Source organism: Antribacter soli (assembly GCF_021568775.1).
Taxonomy (GTDB): domain Bacteria; phylum Actinomycetota; class Actinomycetes; order Actinomycetales; family Cellulomonadaceae; genus Antribacter; species Antribacter soli.
Genome location: NZ_JAKGSG010000068.1, coordinates 1 through 17,977, shown reverse-complemented (window position 1 = coordinate 17,977; position 17,977 = coordinate 1). Strand labels below are relative to the sequence as shown.

Below are 17,977 nucleotides of genomic sequence, written 5' to 3'. Positions count from 1 at the left end.
GCGTTGACGCGGGCCTCGGTGTCCGTCCCGTCCAGGGCGTGGCCGAGGATGATGTCGCGGGTGACCAGGTCCGAGGTGGCCAGGTGCGCGAGGAGCTCCGTCTGCGCGACGGGGTCGTTGCCTGCGGCCACGTTGTCCAGGGTCCGGCGGGCGACGTCCGCGCGGAGCGCGGGCGAGAGCTTCTCCAGGCCGGCGAGGGTCGCGGGGCTGGGTGAGCCGAACACGGGCCAGGGCAGGGGTGCCATCGAGGTGCGGAGCTCGTCCTTGGTGGCCGCCAGGTCTGGCAGGCCCGGGCCGGCCGGGCGCGGCAGGGCGGTCGCCACGCCCCACGGGCCGGCCAGGCCGGCCCGGGTCCGCCACGTCCCGTCCTGGATGTGGACCTGCACCGTCGTCGCGTCGAGCGCGTCGCGCAGCTCGGTTGCGATGAGCCGGGACCGTTCCGGCCCGGCGGGGCCGTAGCCGACCACCATCAGGTGGCCGACGTCCTCACCCCGCAGTGCCCGGGCGAGGTGCTGAGCGCAGTGCCGGGCGGCGCCTTCGTCGGTGAACGGGAAGACCCACTCGATCGCGGCGGTCGCGATCGTTCGGTTGTCGGTGCCTAGTGCCCCCACGACGACGTAGTCGTCCCCGAGCTCGTGCCCGCTGTGGTACGGAAGACGGGCCAGGTACTCGCCCAGGCCGATCCTGTGCTCAACCATCGCGGTCATCTCCATCCATCACGCGCGGGCCAGAACCCGCTCGCAGCTCGTTCTCCAGGGCGGTGCGCCCTTCGGCCAGGCGCGCGGCGTCCTGCCGCCCGGTCCACGGGCGCAGGGTGGCCACGATCGGCGGGGCCGAACGCAGCAGGACCAGGCCCTGCCCGAACGGCAGGGTGCGGATCTTCTCCGGCGGCATGACGGGCACCCTGCGCAGCGACCGTTGCAGGGATCGGGTGCCGTCGTAGCCGACGGTCCACGAGTCGGTGACCTCGTCCTTCTCGCCCAGGAGCGCGGACAGGTCGCGCAGGTCTGAGGCCGACGAGGTGCCGCCGAGGATGACCTTGACGATCGAGGAGTCCCAGATCGCCGACGCGGACTCCGGTCCCCACTGGTCTCTGGCCTGGGCGAGGGACTGGAAGACCGGGATCGTGGTGATCCCGGTGCCGCCGCCATCGGCCATCAGGAACCGCAGCGACGGCAGCGGGGCGATGTTGCCGATCTCGTCCAGGGCCAGCAGCAGGGGCGGGTCCAGCCGCTGTCCGGGTGAGACGGCGGCGAGCCGGCGGGCGGTCTCGGTGAGGTCCTCAATCAGCGCCGCCACGAGCGCGGACGAGGCGGACGCGCCAGAGCCGGTGGCGAGCAGGTAGAGGGTGCCGCGGTTGCGCAGGAACGCCTCGGGGTCGAAGTGCTCGTCGGGTCCGGGGGAGACGGCGTGCAGGACGTCGGGGTCGGCCAGGCAGGACAGCGCCTGGCGGACGCCGACCCAGACCGAGTCCCGCGAGCGGCCCTCGCCGTTGAGCATGCCCTCGAGGCCTTCGCCCCACCCGTGCGCGGCCCGGGGGTGGGCTCGCAGGATCGCGACGGCGTCGGCCGCCGCGGCGGGGGACAGTGACCAGACGTACAGGTCCTTCGCCGTGCGACCGGCGAGGGCTGCGGCGTGCAGCAGTGCCTGGAGAGCGCCGCGGGTCGTGTTCTCCCAGAACGCGCCACTCTCCACGCCCTTGCCGCCGATCCCGGTGTCCTTCGCCAGACCCGCCGCGCGAACCATGGCGCGGCGCGGGACCTCGCACCCCCGGATCGGTGACCACCGCAGACCCTCACCGAGGCCTTCGGCGAGCTTCTGCGGGTCGAACACCGCCACCGGCCCCACCTGCTGCCGGGCGGCGAGGGTGACCGCCAGGGTGTCCGGGCGGGTGGAGGTGGTCACCACGGCGCCGGGGGCGTCGAGCACGGCGTTGATCACCAGGTGCAGGCCCTTGCCCGAGCGCGGCGGGCCCAGGACGAGCATCGAGTCCTCCACACTGGCCCACACCTGCCGTCCGCGGGCGTGGCCGAGGAGGTAGCCGACGTCGGCCGGGGCCGCCTTCTCGAGCGAGGGGCGCAGGGTGCCCGAGCGCTTGACCAGCGCCCGAGGGGAGGCGGTTCGGGCCAGGTCCGACGTCGTCGCCAGGCCCACACGGCTGTTCGCGTGAGCGGACGGCGTCCGCAGTCCCGCGACGAGCCGCCACACCAGCCACGCCACCACGACCGCCGCGGCGACCATGACGGTGACCGCGAGCCAATACACGAACGGGTTCAGATCAGCGGCGCCGAAGGCCTCGCCAGGGTTGGTCGGGTCGGTGAGGACCATGAGCCCCGTGGCGGGACCGCCGTCGGGCATCGGGTGGCCGGTGAGGAATGCAGCGACGTTCGCTGCGAACCGCAACACCGCCGACAGCGTCAGCAGCGCCGCAAGGCCCATGAGCGCGAGGTTGGTCAGCTCGTCCCCGCCCGTACGCCCAGAGGTCGTCGTGGTCATGTCGTCTCACATCCCGAGGTCGGGGCCGGCGCGGTGGCGGAAGCCGGCGTTGAGGTCGTCGCTGCCGGGCGCGGTGCCATTGAGGGCCGCGGTCACGGCCTCCCTGCCGGGGAACCGTTGGCTCGCCTGGTTGATGGAGATCTCGCGGGACTCCTCGCCGATCGCGACGGCGTCCCCGATCAGCGGCCGCAGCGCGGCCGGCAGGATCAGGCAGATCCGGCCGCTCTCGTCGGCCGCAACGCGGGTCACGATCACCGCGACCGCGACCTGCTCACCCGCGTTGTACCCGCCGGCCTCGAACCAGCCCGACCCGCCCGCACGCTTGGGCCCGGACGGCGTCGATGACGCCCTCCCATCGACAGGGTGGGCGTGACGGTGGGACGCGATCGGCGGGCGGTGACGGTCCGGTGCGAACCCGGGCGGGGCGGTGGAGTACGACGGGTCGCCGCGCTTGAGGCGCTCGGGCAGGACGACGTCGGTGAAGGTCCGCCCGCCGTCGAGTAGCACCACGTGCAGCGGTCGGCCGTGCTCGCCAAGGAGCCGGTCAAGGACCCACGGGACGTCCGTACGCCCGAGCCCGACCTCGGGCGCCACCCCGCCGGGGCCCGGCGGGACCCACGCGTGATCGTCGACGGTCACGGTGAGGTGGCCGTCGGTGTCGACGTCGATCCGGACGTTCACCGGCTGCTGCGCGTTCATCGTCCGACTCCTTCGGTCATGACCGCCGAACCGGGGCGGGCGTGGTGCTGGCCTCGCAGGTCGAGCTGATCCAATCCGTCGTCGGGCACAGTGGCGGGCTTGGCCGGTTGCGTGGGCTCGGGCCCGGTGCGGGCCAGGCCCGGCGGATCGCCGTCGGGCACGAGCTGGGTGTCCAGGCGGTCGAGGATCTGCAGTGCGACGGACCGGACCCTGGCCGCGGTCTGCTGGACCGCGGTGACCGGGTCGACGCCCTCGACGCGCGAGGCCCAGGTGGACACGTACGGCACCGTGTACTGCGAGCTGTCGGCGTTGTGGGCCGAGAGGATCACCAGTGCGATGCTTTCGGCCTCAACCTCGGCCAGGCCGCGGTGGGACGGGACGTCGGGATCTTCCGGCGAGTGTGCGTCGAGGTGCCCGACCTCGTGGGCGAGCGTCTTGGTCCTCTGAAGGGGGTCCATGTCGTCGCGCACGAGGATCTCCTTCGTGCCGAACTTGGTGACGCCGTTGGCACCGCCGATCGCTGCGGCGTTCGGGGCGTCGCCGAGCGTGAACCCCTTCGCCTGGATCTGCGCCGCCAGCCCGTCCCACAGCCCGGGCGGCGCCTGCCCCTGGAGGAGTTGGGGAACGGGGGTCTCGGGCAACGGCTCACCGTCGGTGAACTCGGCAGGGAACACGTGGGCGACCTTGGTTCCCACCATCCGGGTCGTGACGGTCTCGCCGGGGCCGGGCTTCTCGCCCTTCGCGAGCCGGCGGACTGTCCCGTCGTCGGCCAGGGCGACGCGGGCCGTGGTCGGTGCCAGGATCTGGAACGACTTGGCGCCCTTGAGGACGAAGCGTCCGAGGGACTGCCACTGCCGGTACCCGGCGACGAACTGGGGATATGGCTCGGGCAGCAGGCCGGCTTCGTAGGCCGCAAGGCTCTGCTGGTAGAGCAGCAGGCAGTTCCCGAACGAGTATCTGCGGAACTTCGCGGTGAACCGCAGCGCGCGCTGCCAGTCCTCGCCGGTCACCAGCTGCTCGACGGCACCAGTTAGTTGCTCGTGCAGGGCGTCCAGCTTCGCCTGCCGCTCGGCGGCCTGAGTCTCGGGCGAGCGGTCCTCGGTGCGCATGATGTCCTCCCTCGGCGTCTCTGGGAGGCAGGTGTGCGCACGGCGCCCTGACCCGGAGGGGTTCTGACGGACGCGGCACGATGGCAGACTCACGCTGCGACGATGCGCGGGAGGCGTGGGATGCGATCAAACTTCTTCTGGACGGCGAATCGGATGATCACCGCCTGGGTCGTGGTGATGCTCGCCGTCGTGGGAGTTCTCGTCGTGGCGGCTGACGCAGCCGGGTTGCCGTCGCTGCTCGTGCTGGTCGTGGCATTGCTCGTCGGGCCGCTGTCTTTGATCCTCCCGCTGATGCGGACCTTGACTTGGCAGGTTGATCAGGTCGTGGCGCACGCGTCCGGGAAGCGCCCAGAGAGCACGGTCATTCCCGCCGCCGTGCTGACACTTTCCCGTGCGGCCGGCAAGGCGCTCGGTCTGCAGACGGCAGGTCTGAACGCGTGGGGTGGCAGCCCTGCAGCGGTGGTCGTGATCCCGGACCGAGTCGAGTTGTGGAGCGGCAAGGACGAGGCGGAACCTCGGTGGTCAGTGCCCCGAGATGAGCTGCTGATCGGCGTCGGCCAGGTACGGGCCGGCATGGCGACCTACTGGGACCATGTCGAGCTGTCCGACGGACGGCATCGTGTGGCGCTCTCTCCGCGGTACTCACCTGTGCCGAGCGAGGCGGGCAAGGACATCGACCGCGTGCTGGCAGAGCTCGGGCAGGACCCCGTCGGCGTCCGCCCGCCCGATCTCGCCGAGCGGAAAGACTCGAGCACGATCTGGCGGCGACTGGTCAAGCCGTTCTATCTGTCGATGGCAGGCGCCGGCGCAACCGCGCATGCGCCCAGGCTGCAGCGGGCTTTGGTGCGCGCGAGCGTCAAAGTCACGCCAGACCAGGTGCGCTGGCTGCTGGCGCAAGGATGGCGGGAAAATGCCATGGGTGCGTGGTTCGCCCTGGCAGTGCCCACCGAGGAGGTCCGCGACGCCGTCGTCAACGCGATGGCCCAGGCGCAGAACGACGACGCCGCGCTGCGGATCTCGGTGGCAGTCCGCCAGTGCCCTCGCCCGAATGGGCTGTCGATGCGTTCGTGGAGTTGCTCGCGATCGCTCGCGACCTCCAGCAAGCGTTCCAGGCCGCGCGGATGTGACCGCGCACCAGGTGAACATGAGCAAGACCCTGCTCGGGTCCGCTGTCCAGGGTCATGCTCCGGATTCACAGCGAAGGTCCGCCCGCCGCGCCGTTCGGTGCGGTCACGGCCTGCCTGCTGACGGGTTCTGGCACGAGCCCGCGGGCCGGCCCCACCGCCGCGGGCGCTGGCGCACCGGGACGCCCGGCGAGCAGATCCACGACGTCGGATGCCTCGGTTACCAGGCGTGCGGCGCCGCGCTTGAGGAGCAGATGCGGCCCGCCGCTGGCGACGCTCGTGACGGCGCCGGGGACCGCGCCGAGGGGGCGGCCGAGGGCGAGGGCCTGGCCGGCGGTGTGCATGCTCCCGGACCGGGCGGCGCCCTCGACGATCACCGTGGCGCCGGACAGCCCTGCGATGATCCTGTTCCGGGCGAGCAATGCCGAGCGGGAGACAGGTGTGCTCGGCGGGAGCTCGGACAGCAGGAGGCCGTGCTCGGCGATGCGGGCGTGCAGATCGCGGTTCGCGGCCGGATAGGTGTGTTCGAGCCCCGCAGGGATGACCGCGATCGTCGGCCCGTCAAAGGCGAGGGCGCCCCGGTGGGCGGCCGTGTCGATCCCGAACGCACCACCAGAGACCACTTGCACGTCCCGTTCGACCAGCTCGCGGGCCAGGTCACGCCCGATGGCCAGCCCGTACTCGGTGGCGGCTCGGGAGCCGGTGACCGCGACCCGCTGGTCGACTCTGGTGGTGAGGAGGTCGAGGTCGCCCTTGGCCCACAACACCAGGGGCGCACGGTGGCCGAGGTCGTCGAGCCCGGCTGGCCAGTGCGGGCTGTCGGGGAACACGGCGACCAGGCCCGCACGCACGGTTGCTTGCACGGCGCGGCCGAACGCGTTCACGGTGAGCTTGGGCGTGGTCGCGCCCCGCCATGCCTCGACCGCCAGGTCGTCGTGGGGTGCGTGGGCGCCGAGGGCGAGGCGGACCGTCTCGGCGGCGCCATGCTGTGCCACCAGCCGGCCCGTGACCTCATCCCCTGGCGCGGTCGCCAGGGCGAGCAGCACGCGGGCGTGGGTCTCGTCGGAGGCGAGGTTCCAGAGCTCGTTCATCGCCGGTCTCCTCACAGGTTCGGGGCGTCGGTCGGGCCGGTGCGGCGGGTCGTCGTCGGACCCGACGGCGCCTTGGCGCCCTGGGCGCGAACGGACCGGTCCGCTTCGGGGGCGAGGCGGGCCTCCGGCGGGTGCCACGATGCCGACACCGCGGTCAGACCTTCGGCGAGCGAGTGGCGCACGATGCGTGACAGGACGTGGTGCAGGACGATGTCGAACGGCTCGTCCGCCGGGTACTGGGCGTGGATCTGCTGCAGCCTGGCCTGCCCGTACTCCGAGCGGTAGTGCAGGTCCGACCAGGGCATGTTCGCGATGACGACGTCGTGCGTCGCCGGGTCGTCGTCGGTGAACGACCTGGGGCGGAGCATGTCGTGCGGCCACGGGAACCGGCCGTCGGCACCGGCGGGCGGGATGGGGGCGACCCACTCCTCGTAGATCGACTTGGACACCTTCCCCTTCGCGGAGAGGCCGGCGTGCACGGAGGCGTGGTCACCCATGACCAGCATCCGGCCCCGCTCCACCCCCAGCCCTCGCAGGGCACCCCAGAGCTTCTCGGCCAGGACGGCGTTCCCCGCGTACGCGTCGTGCCGGTCGTGGCCCTTCATCGCATCGGCACCAGCTCTGTCGAGCTCTTCCTCGGTGGACATGATCTGCTCCTCACCGGCCCGCAGGGTGCGGGCCGCCCATCCGTGAGGTGCGCCCACGTGTCCGCGCCCAACGGTGCCCGGCGGTCGCCGGGTGTCGTGAACGTGGTGCGCTAGCCTTCCTGTCACCGTTCGTCACGCTTTGCCAGGGGGCCGGGTGCGTGGGTTTGGCAGGTCGTTCGGCGTCGCGCTGATCGTCATAGCGCTCGGCGCCGTGCTCAGCATCACGTCGAACCAGGTGCTGGCCGATGGGCGTTGGTCGGTGCCGTGGATCGTTGTGACGATCCTCTGTGTGCTGGCGGCGGCTGTGGTGACGGCCGTTGTCGACCGCGTCCACGAGCGCAGGGCGGTGCGCCGCGACGCGACGGGCACCTCAGTTGCGCCGGCGCCGGACTCCTTGCCGTCAGTTCGGGGCCAGACACCACCCGTGGCGCCTGGCCCGGCGGTGACGGCTGCGTTCACCGGCCGTTTGGAGGATCTGGCGTGGCTCGACGGGGTCGTTGGTGGTGAGGACCCTGGGATCGCCGTGCTGCACGGCCTGGGCGGGGTCGGCAAGACGACCTTGGCCGCGAAGCATTTCGCCGACCATGAGTCCGCAGGCGGCCCGTGCTGGTGGATCGGTGCGGACTCGGCCACCAACGTCACCGAGAACCTCGCAGCTGCCGCCCGAGGCTTGCACTTGCCCGGCGACACTTCCGAGGACCTCGCCAGGGAGGCCCTGACCTGGCTGGTCCGTCAGGACGAGTTCCTACTGGTCCTGGACAACGTCGAGGCGCCCAAGGACGTCGAACCGGTCCTGGCGCGGCTGCGCCCGGCTCGGGCGGAGCGGATCGCAATAACCACCCGCCTCGCCGTCGGCTGGACCGCAGAGCGCATGCAGGTGCGGCAGGTCGGGGTCCTGCTGCCGAACGATGCGGTACGTCTCCTGGGCCGCACTGCCGGGCACGGCGCGGACGAGGCGTGGGAGGGTGCTCGTGAGCTGGTCGACGAGCTGGGGTGCCTGCCGCTGGCGGTCGAGCAGGTCGGAGCCTTCCTGGGGCAGCCGCCCCGTCAGTCCCCAGGGCAGTTTCTCGACCTGTTGCGGTCGCGGCCGTCGGCGGCGCTGGAAGCCCGCGCATACGGTTCCGACGGCGAACGGACAGTCGCCCGCATCTGGGGCGTGACTCTTGAGCGGCTGACGGTCGAGGCCCCGGGCGCGTTGCAGGTGCTGGGCGTGTTGGCGTGGCTCGCTCCTGATGACGTGCCCCTGGACCTGCTCGACGGGCTCGACGACGTCGACGTGCCTGCTGCGATGCGGGTCCTGGCCGCGTGGAACCTAGTCACCGTGACCAAGACGACGGTGTCCGTGCACCGGCTCGTGCAGGCCGTCGCCCGGACCGCCGCTACTTCTGGGTGGCCCAGCGCGCTGACGGTCGACCGATCGCGGGCTTTGGCGACCGCCATCCTCGATCGCGCGATCGGAGCCCTTGACGTCGGGGCACCGGAGTCGTGGCCCAGGTTGCGCGCCCTGCTGCCGTCCGTGGAGACGTACACGATTGTCACGCACCCAGCGCAGGACGACACTGACGCGTCGTACGTGCTCGGCCGGGCGGCCACCTACCTTCAGGGGCAGGGTGCGGTGGTGCAGGCCATCGCCTGGTACGAACGCGCACTCGCCCACCATGTCCGCGTGCTTGGGCCGGACGCACCGGAGACGTTGACCACGCGCCACAACCTCGCCGTCACGTACCGGGTGTCAGGGCGGGTTCAGGAGGCGATCGGTCTGCTCGAGCAGGTCCTCGCCGACAGGGTCCGGGTGCTGGGTCCGGACGCGCCGGACGCGCTGACCGCACGAGGCAACCTCGCCATCGCGTACCTGGCTGGGGGGCGGGTCCAGGAGGCGATCGACTTGTCCGAGGAGGTCCTCGCCGACCATGTGCGGGTGCTGGGTCCGGACGCGCCCGGCACGCTGACCACACGAGGCAACCTCGCCATCGCGTACCAGGATGGGGGGCGGGTCCAGGAGGCGATCGACTTGTCCCAGGAGGTCCTCGCCGACCATGTGCGGGTGCTGGGTCCGGACGCGCCCGGCACGCTAACCGTCCGCAACAACCTCGCCATCGCGTACCGGACCTCGGGGCGGGTCCAGGAGGCGATCGACCTGTTCGAGCAGGTCCTCGCCGACCGAGTGCGGGTAATGGGGGCGGACGCACCCCACACACTGACCACGCGCAACAACCTTGCTGTCGCGTACCGGACCTCGGGGCGGGTCCAGGAGTCGATCGACCTGGCGGAGCGGAACGCAATCCTGGCCAAGGCGCGGTTCGGGCCGCGGGACCGGATCACGTTGGATTATCAGGCCTGGCAGGGGGTGCACCTGCTGCTCGTGGGACGTGCCGCCGAGGCTGCAGGGCTGTTGGCTGAGCTACTGCCGGTTTGCGAGGAGGTGCAGGGGGTTGACGACTCGCTGACGATCGACGTCCGCCAACGGCTTGCGGAGGCACGCGGTCAGGCTCGTTAACCCATGGCGTGGTCTGTAGCGAAGAGCGCGGCTTCGGCGTCGTGGAGTTGGTGGGTGACGAGGGTCGCGTCGTTGCGGATCTTCCAGAGCCCTTCCCCGACGCCGAGGAACGGCAGCCTGGCCCGCTCCGCAGCGGTCAGCCCGAGCGCCTGGGCGGTGGGGCCGAGCTGGTCGGTCTCCTGCCGGTAGATGATCCGAGTCTCCGCGTTCGCCAGCAGCGATGTCGCGATGGCGCGCGCGGCCGAGCCCTGATCTCCCACGTTGTCCAGGTCTGACAGCTTGTGGAACACCAGCAGGTTCGCGATCCCGTAATGCCGGCCCAGGCGCCACTGCGCGTCCATCCGGCGCAGCAGGGCCGGGTGGGCCATGAGGCGCCACGCCTCGTCGTAGACGACCCATCGCTGCCCACCCGCCGGGTCGGCCAGCGCGCTCTCCATCCACGCGGACGCGCACGTCATCAGGACCGACAGCGCTGTGGAGTTCTCCGCGACGCGGGACAGGTCCAGGGACAGCATCGGCAGCGACGGGTCGAAGGCGACGGTGGAGGGTCCGTCGAACATCCCGGCGAGGTCACCGGCGACGAGGCGCCGGAGGGCGTGGGCGACGGAGCGCCCGTCCTCGGCCAGCCTGCTGCCGGGGTCGTCGTCGCGGTTGGGTGCGAGGAGCCGGTCGACAACGTGCGGGAGCACGGGGGTGGCGTCCGCCCGGATGGCGGCGGTCAGGGCGACGTCGATCGTGGTGTGCTCCACCGGGGTCAGCGCCCGCCCGAGCGTGGTCTCGGCCAGCGCCCCCAGGAGCGTGCGGCGGCGGGCCGTGACCTGGGTGACCCACTCGTCGTCGGACACGGATGACGGTCGTGGGCCGGGATCGAGCGGGTTGAGCCGCGCGGGCAGGCCCGGTCCGAGCTGGATCGCCTTCCCGCCGACCGCCTCGGCGATGGGAGTGTGTTCGCCCTTCGGGTCGCACGGGACGTAGACGCGGCGTCCGAACGCGAGCGAGCGCAGGTACAAGGACTTGGCGAGTGCGCTCTTGCCGGCGCCGACGATGCCGGCGATGACGACGTTCGGCGCGGTGATCTTGCCCTGCTGGTACAGGACCCAGGGGTCAAACACGAACGAGGAGCCGGATGTGCGGTCCTGGCCGACGAACACGCCGTCTGCGCCGAGCCCGCCGCCTGCGAGGAACGGGTAGGCCGCGCTCCACGTCGCGCTCGTGTCCTGGTGCTTGGGCACCCGTAGCCCGATCGGCGAGCGGAGCGCAGCTGGTCCCGGTTCGCCGTTGCGCGGCAGGTAGTCGACCCGCTCGTGCGTGGTTGGCGGCTCGGGCCGCGTGGTCGCCTGGGCCTGGAGCGCCTTGGCCGCCCGGCGGCGGTCCCGCCGTACTCGCCACGACTCCTTGAAGGGCGTAACCAGTGCTGCGACGTGCGTCCGCTCGGTCTCCCCGGCCGCGTTCACAGGCCCGGCCCGCCTGGTGCCGCGGCCCGTGCCGATGCCACGAACAAGGGCGGGGGCGGCGTTGCGCGGTGCGTCTCGATCGCCGTCGTGCTCGGGCCGGCCGCCGTCACCGGACCGCTCGCGGAGAACGTCAGGTCCTCGGGCGGCTGCCAGGCGATGCGTCCCGACGCGCTCATCGCGGCGTTCAGCTCGGTGTGGACGCGCTCGAAGTGGAGCAGCGCCTCGTGGACGTGTGCGTGCACTGCCTGGACTTGAGTGCGGCCCTCGATGGCGGAGCCGTCATCGGTCCGGGCCAGGTCGGCGTGGCGGTCGTGAGCGGCGCCGATGTGTTGAACGACTTGCGACAGGCACCGCACGATCCCGAGCACGTCACCCAGGACGGCGTAGGTGTCCTCGGGGTGCTCGGGGCGGGTTGCCGCGGGTTCGTCGTCGTGGTCGAACCGGATCGTGGCGTGCGCCAGTGCGCGCACGGCCTCGTACGCCGCGTCGGCGGCGCCGAAGTGATCGCTGTAGGTCGCCATGGTCGCTCTCCTCGAACGGGTTGGTCATCGAGGAGGTGGGTACCGGTCGCCGTCGAACAAGCGCGGGGAGATGGTGACGGCTCGGAGCAGGGGGTCTCCGAGCCGTCACGTCGGCCGCCAACGTGTTTGCACCAACGCCGATCCTGGGGAGGAGACCGGGGCTTCAGGGGCGAAGCCCCGGGGCGGCCGAACCGGACCGGACACTACCGCCCGCGTCCGTGCTGTCCAACTTGGCCCCGGGTGAGATCTCCGGCCCGGAGCCTCACAGGTCTGGACCGCCCGGGCCGCGGTCGACGCTGCGCCGGGCGGGTGGTTCGGGGTCCACGTCCTTGGGCGCGACCGGGGACAGGCGGGCGGTGCGGTCCGGCCACCACGCCGGCTGCTCGTCGGCCCGGTCGAAGCGGCGCAACAGGTTCACGTGCCCCAGCCCGGCGTGCCAGCTCAGGCGGTAGTGCCCGGACTCGGCGGTGTGGTCGCCCGGGCTGGAGGGCGCCTCATCGTAGACGTGGCCGTGGAACAGCGCGGTGTTGCGGGTCTCCTCTTGAAAGTCCCAGTTGGACAGGTGCTCGATCGCGGCGTCAACGCCGTTCTCCTCGATCATGTCCACGGCCGCGTAGCCCTCCTCACCCTGCATGAACACGATGTCGTAGAAGGTCGCGGGCGGCCACGTCGCCTCCGGGCCGTCGACCTCGTGCTCCAGCGCATACCCGAGCTCTGGATCCACGACCGGATCCGGGACGGCCCCCAGCCGCTCGGACGGGTCACCATGGGCGACGGGGTCGATCTCACCGCCGGCGAGCGCGTCCGGGTAGGCCGGGTCCGGCTCCTCCCGGCCAGGTTCATCGAGCTGGTCGAGCTCGAGCGCGAGCATCCCCAGCTCGTCGCCGTTGAGGTAGGCGGCCTCGGGCGCCCAGTCCGGGAACAGGCCGAGGTTCTCCGGCTCGCTGCCGGGATGCCGCATCTCGTAGGAGTACGCCTCGCCGCAGGCCGTGAGGAACGACAGCAGCGACCGCATCGCTTCGTCGTGCGTGTTCGGCGCGACCGGCGACAGGTACAGGTCCGCGCCCCGCACGGGCTCCCACGAGGGGTCGGTGGAGTCCTCGAGCCGATAGGCCCACCGGTGCCGGCTCCCGTGGAACTGGGTGTCCTCGACGCCGTCGTACCAGAGGCTGATCTTCAGCGAGCCCGCCCGCCGCGTCAGCTCGCGCGTGTGGTTCGTGTCCATGTCCCTCAGGTGGTGCGACACCGCCGGTGCGTCGCGGAAGATGGCGGGAGAAGATGCGGGGTATGACGGTCTTCTTCCCACCGGACGAACGCGAGAGCCCCGCTCGGTTCATGACCCTGGATGACGTGTGCGAAACCCTCGACGTGTCACCGGCCGTGGTCTACGGGCTCGTGCGCTCCGGGAACATCCCGGCGATCCAGGTCGGGCCGAAGAAGGTCTGGCGGATCGAGCACGTCCGATTCGAACACTGGGTCCGCGACCAGTACGTCGTCACCCAGGCCGCCAACGCCATGTACGACGAGCAGGGCCTCGCAAGCACCGCGGCGCGCTGAGCCCCTGTGTGAGCGGGGATCTACGTCGCGACTGCGGCCGTCGCGAACGCGGTCGCCTGCTGCCCCCACAGTCGCCTTGTCTCGCAGCCGGCCTGGATAGCGGCCTGCTCGATCGCGGCGACGTCGCGCTCCAGCTCGTCTGGATCGCCCGCGGACACGGTGATGAGCCCGGTTGCTCGCAGCACGCCGTGGCCGGCGGCGAGGTCCGCCTCCTGTGTCAGCACGTCGTCATACTCGGCGACCTGGGTGGCGTCCTCGACCTGCCCGACCTTGGCGCGCTGGGCCGCCTCGGTGATGTGGCCCGTCTTCTTGCGCCGCAGATCGCGGGCGGCGACGTCGGCCCGGATGGGCTCGTAGCGGATGGTGAACGTCCGCTGCACCCCGGAGGTCAGGAGCAAGGGAGCGAGGAACCCCGGGTAGACGCCGGTCTGCGGCCACTGCGAGATCCATAAAACAGTGTGCCAAGCGGCGTCGGATCGGAGCGAACCCCAGGTCTCGGTCACCGCCGCAGGACCTGCGGCCGCGATATCCCTGCCTACTCCAGCGTGGCGTTCAAGCAGCGGAGTGATGGTCGGGTCGTACGCGGTGCGCAGCCACACCGCCAGGGCGGCCGGATCGAGGGGACCCGACGCCGTCAGCTCTGCCGCGCGCAGTGCGGTCGCCAGGGTCTGGGCTTCCTGGCGCAGCACCGCTGCGGCCCCTGCGAGCCCGCCGCCGGCGGCACGCACGGCTCGTGACGCAGCCTTAAGGTCGAGCGTCAGCGCCACGCTCGTCTCGTGCCGCTCGGCGGTCGGTCCGGCGCGTTCGATGAGTTCGCCGTAGATCCGGGCGGGCAGCGCCCCGTCGTCGTTCCCGTTCGATCGCCACCACTCGGTCAGCGATGCACCGGATCCGGGCAGGGTCCGTTCGGTCACGGTCAGGGCGGCGATCCGCCCCGACCGGCAGGTAGTTGCCAGGACCTTTCCCCATGCCGCGACGCGGCGGGCCTGGTCGGCGGGGTCGAGCATCGTGAACGCCGAGGACGTCACCGGCACGACGACGGTTAGTGTCGCGGTGTGCGGGTCGTGTACCAGCGCCGCGCCGGTGAGGGGGTCTTCGACGAGCCGCAGCGCGGCGGCCCGGCCGGGGAGAGCGAGCGTCCCGGCGGGGCGCGGCCGGTCCAGGCGGACGCGGTACTCGAGTTGCCCGCTCGCAGATCGCCACGCCCACGCGAGGCCGATCGGGAGCCAGTCGACGAGCGGTTGCCCGCCCACCGGCACCAGCGCCACCACGGCGCAGGCCGCGGTGAGCGGGAGCGCGGCCTGCACGCCAATCCCGCCGAGGTAGATCGCCGCAATGAGCGGCAGCACCCCGGCCGCGAGGGCGGCGACCTGGGCCGCGGTCAGGCCGAGCAGGAGCACACGCTTGGCGAGCCGGGAGAACTTCACCGGCGCCAGCGGGCCGGCGGACGTCGCCGTCATGACCTCTCACCCGGGTCCCGGAGCACCGTCGGCACGTCCGGCACCGGCGGACCCGATGGGGCGCGGTGGGTGGGTGCCGCGCCGCCGGCGCGTGGCGCCGCGGTCTGCGCGGCGGCGCCGGCTTGCTGCCAGACCATCCCGCCTACGGCTGCGCCGGCCTTCGGCCCTGCAGTCGCGGCCGCCTTGACCAGCTGTGCGCCCAGGATGACTGGCGCGGCGACGGTGGCCGCCGAACCGGCAGCCCCGGCACCGGCCACACCCCCCGCGCTCGCCCCGGTAGCGCCGGATCCCGATCGAGCGGCCGCGACGGCCGATCGGCCGTCTGGGCCAAGCACCTTGGGGACGTTGCGTCCGACGAATCCGCCCGCCACCGCAGACCCGGCTGTGAGGGGCACGGGCCGGTTGAGTGCTGCCTTGGTCTCCTGCTCGATCGACATGGCGTGGTACATGTCGAACCCCATGAAGTTGACCAGCTTGTACGTCAGGTAGGGGGCGAAGGCGGCGACGGCGAGCAGCACGACGGCGGTGAGCTTCTCCGACCACACGGCCAGGTCGCCGGCGATGGGTGTGGTGATCAGAGAGGTGGCCAGGAGGAACACCACGACGATCACGAGCTTGGACACAATCAGCGCGACGACGAACGCCCACCGGGCCACCCAGCTGCGGGTCGCGTCCCAGGACGACCCGGCCAGGGCCAGCGGGGCCAGGGCGATGGCGATGAGCAGCAGCGCGCTTCGGACCAGCAGCGAGAGCCACAGGATGAACGCCGCCGCGATCGCCATGCCCGCAAGGAACAGCGCCAGCAGCGGGCCCACGCCGGGGATGGCGGTGGCCAGGACCGTGCTCGTGCCGACGAACGCCAGATCCCTGCCCAGGTCCTCCATCGTGGTGCTGGCCGCTGCGACGAGGCTGAGGCAGACCTGGTCGGTGATCTCCAGCAGCGTCCCGGTCAGGGTGACGACGACGAACGATCCGAGGACCGACTTCGCCAGCCCGCCCACCGCGCGGCCCAGTGCCCCGGGTTCGCGGCGCAGCATGCCGGTGATGAGTTGGAGCAGGAAGAACGCGAGCATGAGGAAGACCGCGATGCCGAGCACGAGCGAGTGGACGCGGGTGAACCGGTCGCCGGTGAGGTCGACCATGGTGGTCGCCTCCAGCACGGTCCACAGGTTCGTGATGAGCCAGGCGGCGGTGTTGCCCATGATCTCGGCCAGACCCTCCAGCACGCCTTCGGCGATGGATGGCGCCCGGTCGGAGGCCTGCTGGCAGATGGCGGCGGTGATCGGGTCGTCGCAGACCATCAGACCGTCTGTCCGACGTTCCAGAAGAAGTTCACCGCGGCCACGCTCGCGCCGCAGATGATCGCCGCGCCGAGCGCGACCAGGACGCCGGACTTGCCCCGGCCCGCGAGCTGCGGGTTCGAGCTGTTGGCGCCCAGTGCCCAGACGATCGCCGAGACGATCACGCCGAGCACGGCGCAGATCAGCCCGACGGTCATCAGCGCGCCGACCACGCTCTGCAGCGCAGCGATACCAGGCAGCCCATTGGTGTTGGGGGCGATGTCGATCATGATCCTTGCCCTTCGGTTCAGAGGTGGTTGCCGAGCTTGAGGAGCCAGCCGCCCCACGAGAGCGCCGCCCCCGTGAGGGCGGCGCCGCCGAGAGCGACGAGGACTCCGGTGCGGGCCTTGGCCACGGTCTGCCAGCTACCCATGGCGGCCGCGACCGCCCACGCGATGGCACTCATCACCAGCACCGCGACCGCAGTCAGGAGAGCTGCGGTGAGCAGCGCACCGACAACGTCGCCGAACGCGGTGCCCGCGACCGCGTCGAAGTCCGGGCGGACGGTGTTCATGCGTTCTGCGTCCCGTCGTTGAGGAACGAGACGCGCTGCAGGGGCTCGTTCGGCAGGTGCGGACCGGTCGTGGTCGCGGACCAGCCGTCGGTCGTTCGGTGCAGTTCCAGCCCGAACAGCGCGTCCGTGTCGGGCAGCACGACGTCCTCGATCTGCCCGGCGCCCGTGGTCGCCTTCTGGTTCATCGTTCGCCTCCCGTGGTGCAGGCCGCGGGCGCGGCCTTCTTGAGCTGGCCTGCCGCGTGGGCAGCGAGCCAGGGTTCGGGGTCGACAGGGGCGTAGAACCCGCCGGGGTGGACCTCGAAGTGCAGGTGGGGGCCGGTCGCCGCGCCGGTGGACCCGACGGCGGCGATCTGCTGCCCTGCCGTGACCGGGTCGCCCTCGCGGACGAGGACCGACCCGCCCAGCAGGTGTGCGTACGCCGTCGCCACGGCTTGTCCGTTGAGACGGTGATCGATGACGACGAGGTTCCCGCTGCGCTGGTTGGCGGAGACGTCGGAGACGACGCCGTCGGCCACCGCCAGGACCGGCGTCCCAGCCGGGGCCACGTAGTCGACCCCGGCGTGGAAGGTCGCGGTGCCGTGGACGGGGTGGATGCGCGGCCCGTACCCCGATGTCCAGCGCCAGGTCCCCTCGGGGAGCGGGAACACCACGAACGTGGTGGAGGCCGCTGGCGTGTCCGCCGCGGCCTCCACCATCTCCGACGAACCAGACGGCCCAATAGTTGCCTCGCCCGGCCCCGGCGCGGTGAGCGAGGCAAGGATCGCCTCGGCGACCGGCCCGAACTCGGCGTACCGGTCCGAATGTGCGGACACCTCGACCGACTGAGCGGCGACGCCCTTCGGCACGGACTGCCAGCCGGGGATGTCGAGCAGCCCTCTGGGCGACCCGCCGTTCGGCCCGTCCGGCCCACCGAAGAACGCTTGCGCCTGGTAGTCGGCGTCCATCAGTTCGGCGACGGATCCCCATCCGGCCGCCGGGCGCATCTGGAACAGCCCAAGGCTGTCGTGGTCGGACCCGTCACCGTCGTTCGCGAACCCGGCCGACTCGGGGTAGGCGGTGGCGTTCGCCAGCATCCGCAGGCGCGACTCGGCCAGGGCCGCCATCAACGCCACAACGATGCCGTCTCGCCCGACGCCCTCGGTGGCGCCGCCGACGCGGACGATCGTCACGGCATGGCCGAGCTGGACCCCGTCCAGCCGAACCGAGGCGCCGCTCGTCGTGGTCGCGGTCACCTCGCCGGGGACGGCGGTGACGACAGGACCGCACGGCGTGCTGGTGCTCGCCGAGGCGAACACGGTGACCACGAGCAGCGCGAGGGACGGCCCGAGCAGGAGCACCGGGAAGACCACGAACGGGGGCAGCTTGTGCATCGGGCACGCCCCTATTCCAGGACCGTGCCGGGGACGCCGAGGCGCAGCAGCCAGCACTCGTCCAACGCCGGCTCGCAGGAGACGAACATCGTCAGT

The 17,977-nt window shown here is 71.8% G+C and carries 18 protein-coding genes; 3 read left to right on the top strand and 15 right to left on the bottom strand.

Annotated features, from left to right (window positions below; genetic code table 11):
• From L1785_RS22305 to L1785_RS22290, 4 genes are all read right to left on the bottom strand, one after another.
• Positions 1-698: hypothetical protein (locus L1785_RS22305; protein ID WP_236091445.1), on the bottom strand; the 698-nt coding region annotated here is incomplete at its 3' end.
• Complete coding sequence (locus L1785_RS22300; protein ID WP_236091444.1) at positions 691-2,496, bottom strand: type IV secretory system conjugative DNA transfer family protein; 1,806 nt, start codon at positions 2,494-2,496, stop codon at positions 691-693. The genes L1785_RS22300 and L1785_RS22305, both read right to left, overlap by 8 nt.
• A 6-nt stretch (positions 2,497-2,502) precedes the next feature.
• Complete coding sequence (locus L1785_RS22295) at positions 2,503-3,195, bottom strand: hypothetical protein (RefSeq protein ID WP_236091443.1); 693 nt, start codon at positions 3,193-3,195, stop codon at positions 2,503-2,505.
• On the bottom strand, positions 3,192-4,304 hold the full coding sequence (locus L1785_RS22290; RefSeq protein ID WP_236091442.1) for an ArdC-like ssDNA-binding domain-containing protein: 1,113 nt from the start codon (positions 4,302-4,304) through the stop codon (positions 3,192-3,194). The genes L1785_RS22295 and L1785_RS22290 overlap by 4 nt, the downstream gene beginning before the upstream one ends.
• A 153-nt stretch (positions 4,305-4,457) precedes the next feature.
• Here L1785_RS22290 and L1785_RS22285 point away from each other — a divergent pair, with 153 nt between their 5' ends.
• Entirely contained in the window at positions 4,458-5,552 is a 1,095-nt protein-coding gene (locus L1785_RS22285) for a DUF6000 family protein (RefSeq protein WP_236091441.1), read from the top strand.
• On the opposite strand, the gene dprA is transcribed toward L1785_RS22285, so the two are convergent.
• Entirely contained in the window at positions 5,497-6,519 is a 1,023-nt protein-coding gene (gene dprA / locus L1785_RS22280) for a DNA-processing protein DprA (protein WP_236091440.1), read from the bottom strand. The genes L1785_RS22285 and dprA overlap by 56 nt on opposite strands.
• An 11-nt stretch (positions 6,520-6,530) precedes the next feature.
• Positions 6,531-7,166: a hypothetical protein gene (locus tag L1785_RS22275; RefSeq protein ID WP_236091439.1), complete on the bottom strand. Its 636-nt coding sequence runs from the start codon at positions 7,164-7,166 to the stop codon at positions 6,531-6,533.
• 154 nt (positions 7,167-7,320) lie between these two features.
• Here L1785_RS22275 and L1785_RS22270 point away from each other — a divergent pair, with 154 nt between their 5' ends.
• On the top strand, positions 7,321-9,663 hold the full coding sequence (locus L1785_RS22270; RefSeq protein WP_236091438.1) for a tetratricopeptide repeat protein: 2,343 nt from the start codon (positions 7,321-7,323) through the stop codon (positions 9,661-9,663).
• Here L1785_RS22270 and L1785_RS22265 read toward each other — a convergent pair.
• The 3 genes from L1785_RS22265 to L1785_RS22255 all read right to left on the bottom strand — a co-directional run bounded on the left by L1785_RS22265 (position 9,660) and on the right by L1785_RS22255 (position 12,863).
• Positions 9,660-11,117, bottom strand: coding sequence for a VirB4 family type IV secretion system protein (locus L1785_RS22265; RefSeq protein ID WP_236091437.1), 1,458 nt, complete (start codon positions 11,115-11,117; stop codon positions 9,660-9,662). The genes L1785_RS22270 and L1785_RS22265 overlap by 4 nt on opposite strands.
• Positions 11,114-11,638: a hypothetical protein gene (locus L1785_RS22260; protein ID WP_236091436.1), complete on the bottom strand. Its 525-nt coding sequence runs from the start codon at positions 11,636-11,638 to the stop codon at positions 11,114-11,116. The genes L1785_RS22265 and L1785_RS22260 overlap by 4 nt, the downstream gene beginning before the upstream one ends.
• Before the next feature lie 262 nt (positions 11,639-11,900).
• Positions 11,901-12,863, bottom strand: coding sequence for a hypothetical protein (locus L1785_RS22255; RefSeq protein WP_236091435.1), 963 nt, complete (start codon positions 12,861-12,863; stop codon positions 11,901-11,903).
• A gap of 62 nt (positions 12,864-12,925) precedes the next feature.
• Between L1785_RS22255 and L1785_RS22250 the strand changes: the two genes are divergently transcribed.
• The gene (locus tag L1785_RS22250; protein WP_236091434.1) at positions 12,926-13,195 is read left to right on the top strand and encodes a helix-turn-helix domain-containing protein; all 270 of its coding nucleotides are present in this window, start codon (positions 12,926-12,928) and stop codon (positions 13,193-13,195) included.
• Positions 13,196-13,215: 20 nt separating this feature from the next.
• On the opposite strand, the gene L1785_RS22245 is transcribed toward L1785_RS22250, so the two are convergent.
• From L1785_RS22245 to L1785_RS22220, 6 genes are read right to left on the bottom strand one after another with little or no spacing between them, the layout of a single operon-like run.
• A complete protein-coding gene (locus L1785_RS22245) occupies positions 13,216-14,655 on the bottom strand; it encodes an SCO6880 family protein (protein ID WP_236091433.1) in 1,440 nt (479 codons plus the stop codon).
• Entirely contained in the window at positions 14,652-15,956 is a 1,305-nt protein-coding gene (locus L1785_RS22240) for a conjugal transfer protein TrbL (protein ID WP_236091432.1), read from the bottom strand. The genes L1785_RS22245 and L1785_RS22240 overlap by 4 nt, the downstream gene beginning before the upstream one ends.
• Positions 15,956-16,225, bottom strand: coding sequence for a DUF6112 family protein (locus tag L1785_RS22235; protein WP_236091431.1), 270 nt, complete (start codon positions 16,223-16,225; stop codon positions 15,956-15,958). The genes L1785_RS22240 and L1785_RS22235 overlap by 1 nt, the downstream gene beginning before the upstream one ends.
• Before the next feature lie 17 nt (positions 16,226-16,242).
• Positions 16,243-16,509 carry a DUF6112 family protein gene (locus L1785_RS22230; RefSeq protein WP_236091430.1) on the bottom strand — a complete coding sequence of 89 codons (267 nt, stop codon included), beginning with the start codon at positions 16,507-16,509 and terminating at the stop codon, positions 16,243-16,245.
• The gene (locus tag L1785_RS22225) at positions 16,506-16,694 is read right to left on the bottom strand and encodes a hypothetical protein (RefSeq protein ID WP_236091429.1); all 189 of its coding nucleotides are present in this window, start codon (positions 16,692-16,694) and stop codon (positions 16,506-16,508) included. The genes L1785_RS22230 and L1785_RS22225 overlap by 4 nt, the downstream gene beginning before the upstream one ends.
• Positions 16,691-17,881: a M23 family metallopeptidase gene (locus tag L1785_RS22220; RefSeq protein WP_236091428.1), complete on the bottom strand. Its 1,191-nt coding sequence runs from the start codon at positions 17,879-17,881 to the stop codon at positions 16,691-16,693. The genes L1785_RS22225 and L1785_RS22220 overlap by 4 nt, the downstream gene beginning before the upstream one ends.
• Positions 17,882-17,977: the final 96 nt, after the last annotated feature.

Excerpts from the sequence above, each read along its gene's own strand:
- L1785_RS22250 (WP_236091434.1), top strand. The coding sequence starts at position 12,926 with ATGACGGTCTTCTTCCCACCGGACGAACGCGAGAGCCCCGCTCGGTTC.
- L1785_RS22225 (WP_236091429.1), bottom strand. The coding sequence starts at position 16,694 with ATGAACCAGAAGGCGACCACGGGCGCCGGGCAGATCGAGGACGTCGTG.
- L1785_RS22240 (WP_236091432.1), bottom strand. The coding sequence starts at position 15,956 with ATGGTCTGCGACGACCCGATCACCGCCGCCATCTGCCAGCAGGCCTCC.
- L1785_RS22290 (WP_236091442.1), bottom strand. The coding sequence starts at position 4,304 with ATGCGCACCGAGGACCGCTCGCCCGAGACTCAGGCCGCCGAGCGGCAG.
- L1785_RS22235 (WP_236091431.1), bottom strand. The coding sequence starts at position 16,225 with ATGATCGACATCGCCCCCAACACCAATGGGCTGCCTGGTATCGCTGCG.
- L1785_RS22300 (WP_236091444.1), bottom strand. The coding sequence starts at position 2,496 with ATGACCACGACGACCTCTGGGCGTACGGGCGGGGACGAGCTGACCAAC.
- L1785_RS22255 (WP_236091435.1), bottom strand. The coding sequence starts at position 12,863 with ATGGACACGAACCACACGCGCGAGCTGACGCGGCGGGCGGGCTCGCTG.
- L1785_RS22230 (WP_236091430.1), bottom strand. The coding sequence starts at position 16,509 with ATGAACACCGTCCGCCCGGACTTCGACGCGGTCGCGGGCACCGCGTTC.
- dprA (WP_236091440.1), bottom strand. The coding sequence starts at position 6,519 with ATGAACGAGCTCTGGAACCTCGCCTCCGACGAGACCCACGCCCGCGTG.
- L1785_RS22285 (WP_236091441.1), top strand. The coding sequence starts at position 4,458 with ATGATCACCGCCTGGGTCGTGGTGATGCTCGCCGTCGTGGGAGTTCTC.
- L1785_RS22260 (WP_236091436.1), bottom strand. The coding sequence starts at position 11,638 with ATGGCGACCTACAGCGATCACTTCGGCGCCGCCGACGCGGCGTACGAG.
- L1785_RS22220 (WP_236091428.1), bottom strand. The coding sequence starts at position 17,881 with ATGCACAAGCTGCCCCCGTTCGTGGTCTTCCCGGTGCTCCTGCTCGGG.
- L1785_RS22275 (WP_236091439.1), bottom strand. The coding sequence starts at position 7,166 with ATGTCCACCGAGGAAGAGCTCGACAGAGCTGGTGCCGATGCGATGAAG.
- L1785_RS22245 (WP_236091433.1), bottom strand. The coding sequence starts at position 14,655 with ATGACGGCGACGTCCGCCGGCCCGCTGGCGCCGGTGAAGTTCTCCCGG.
- L1785_RS22295 (WP_236091443.1), bottom strand. The coding sequence starts at position 3,195 with ATGAACGCGCAGCAGCCGGTGAACGTCCGGATCGACGTCGACACCGAC.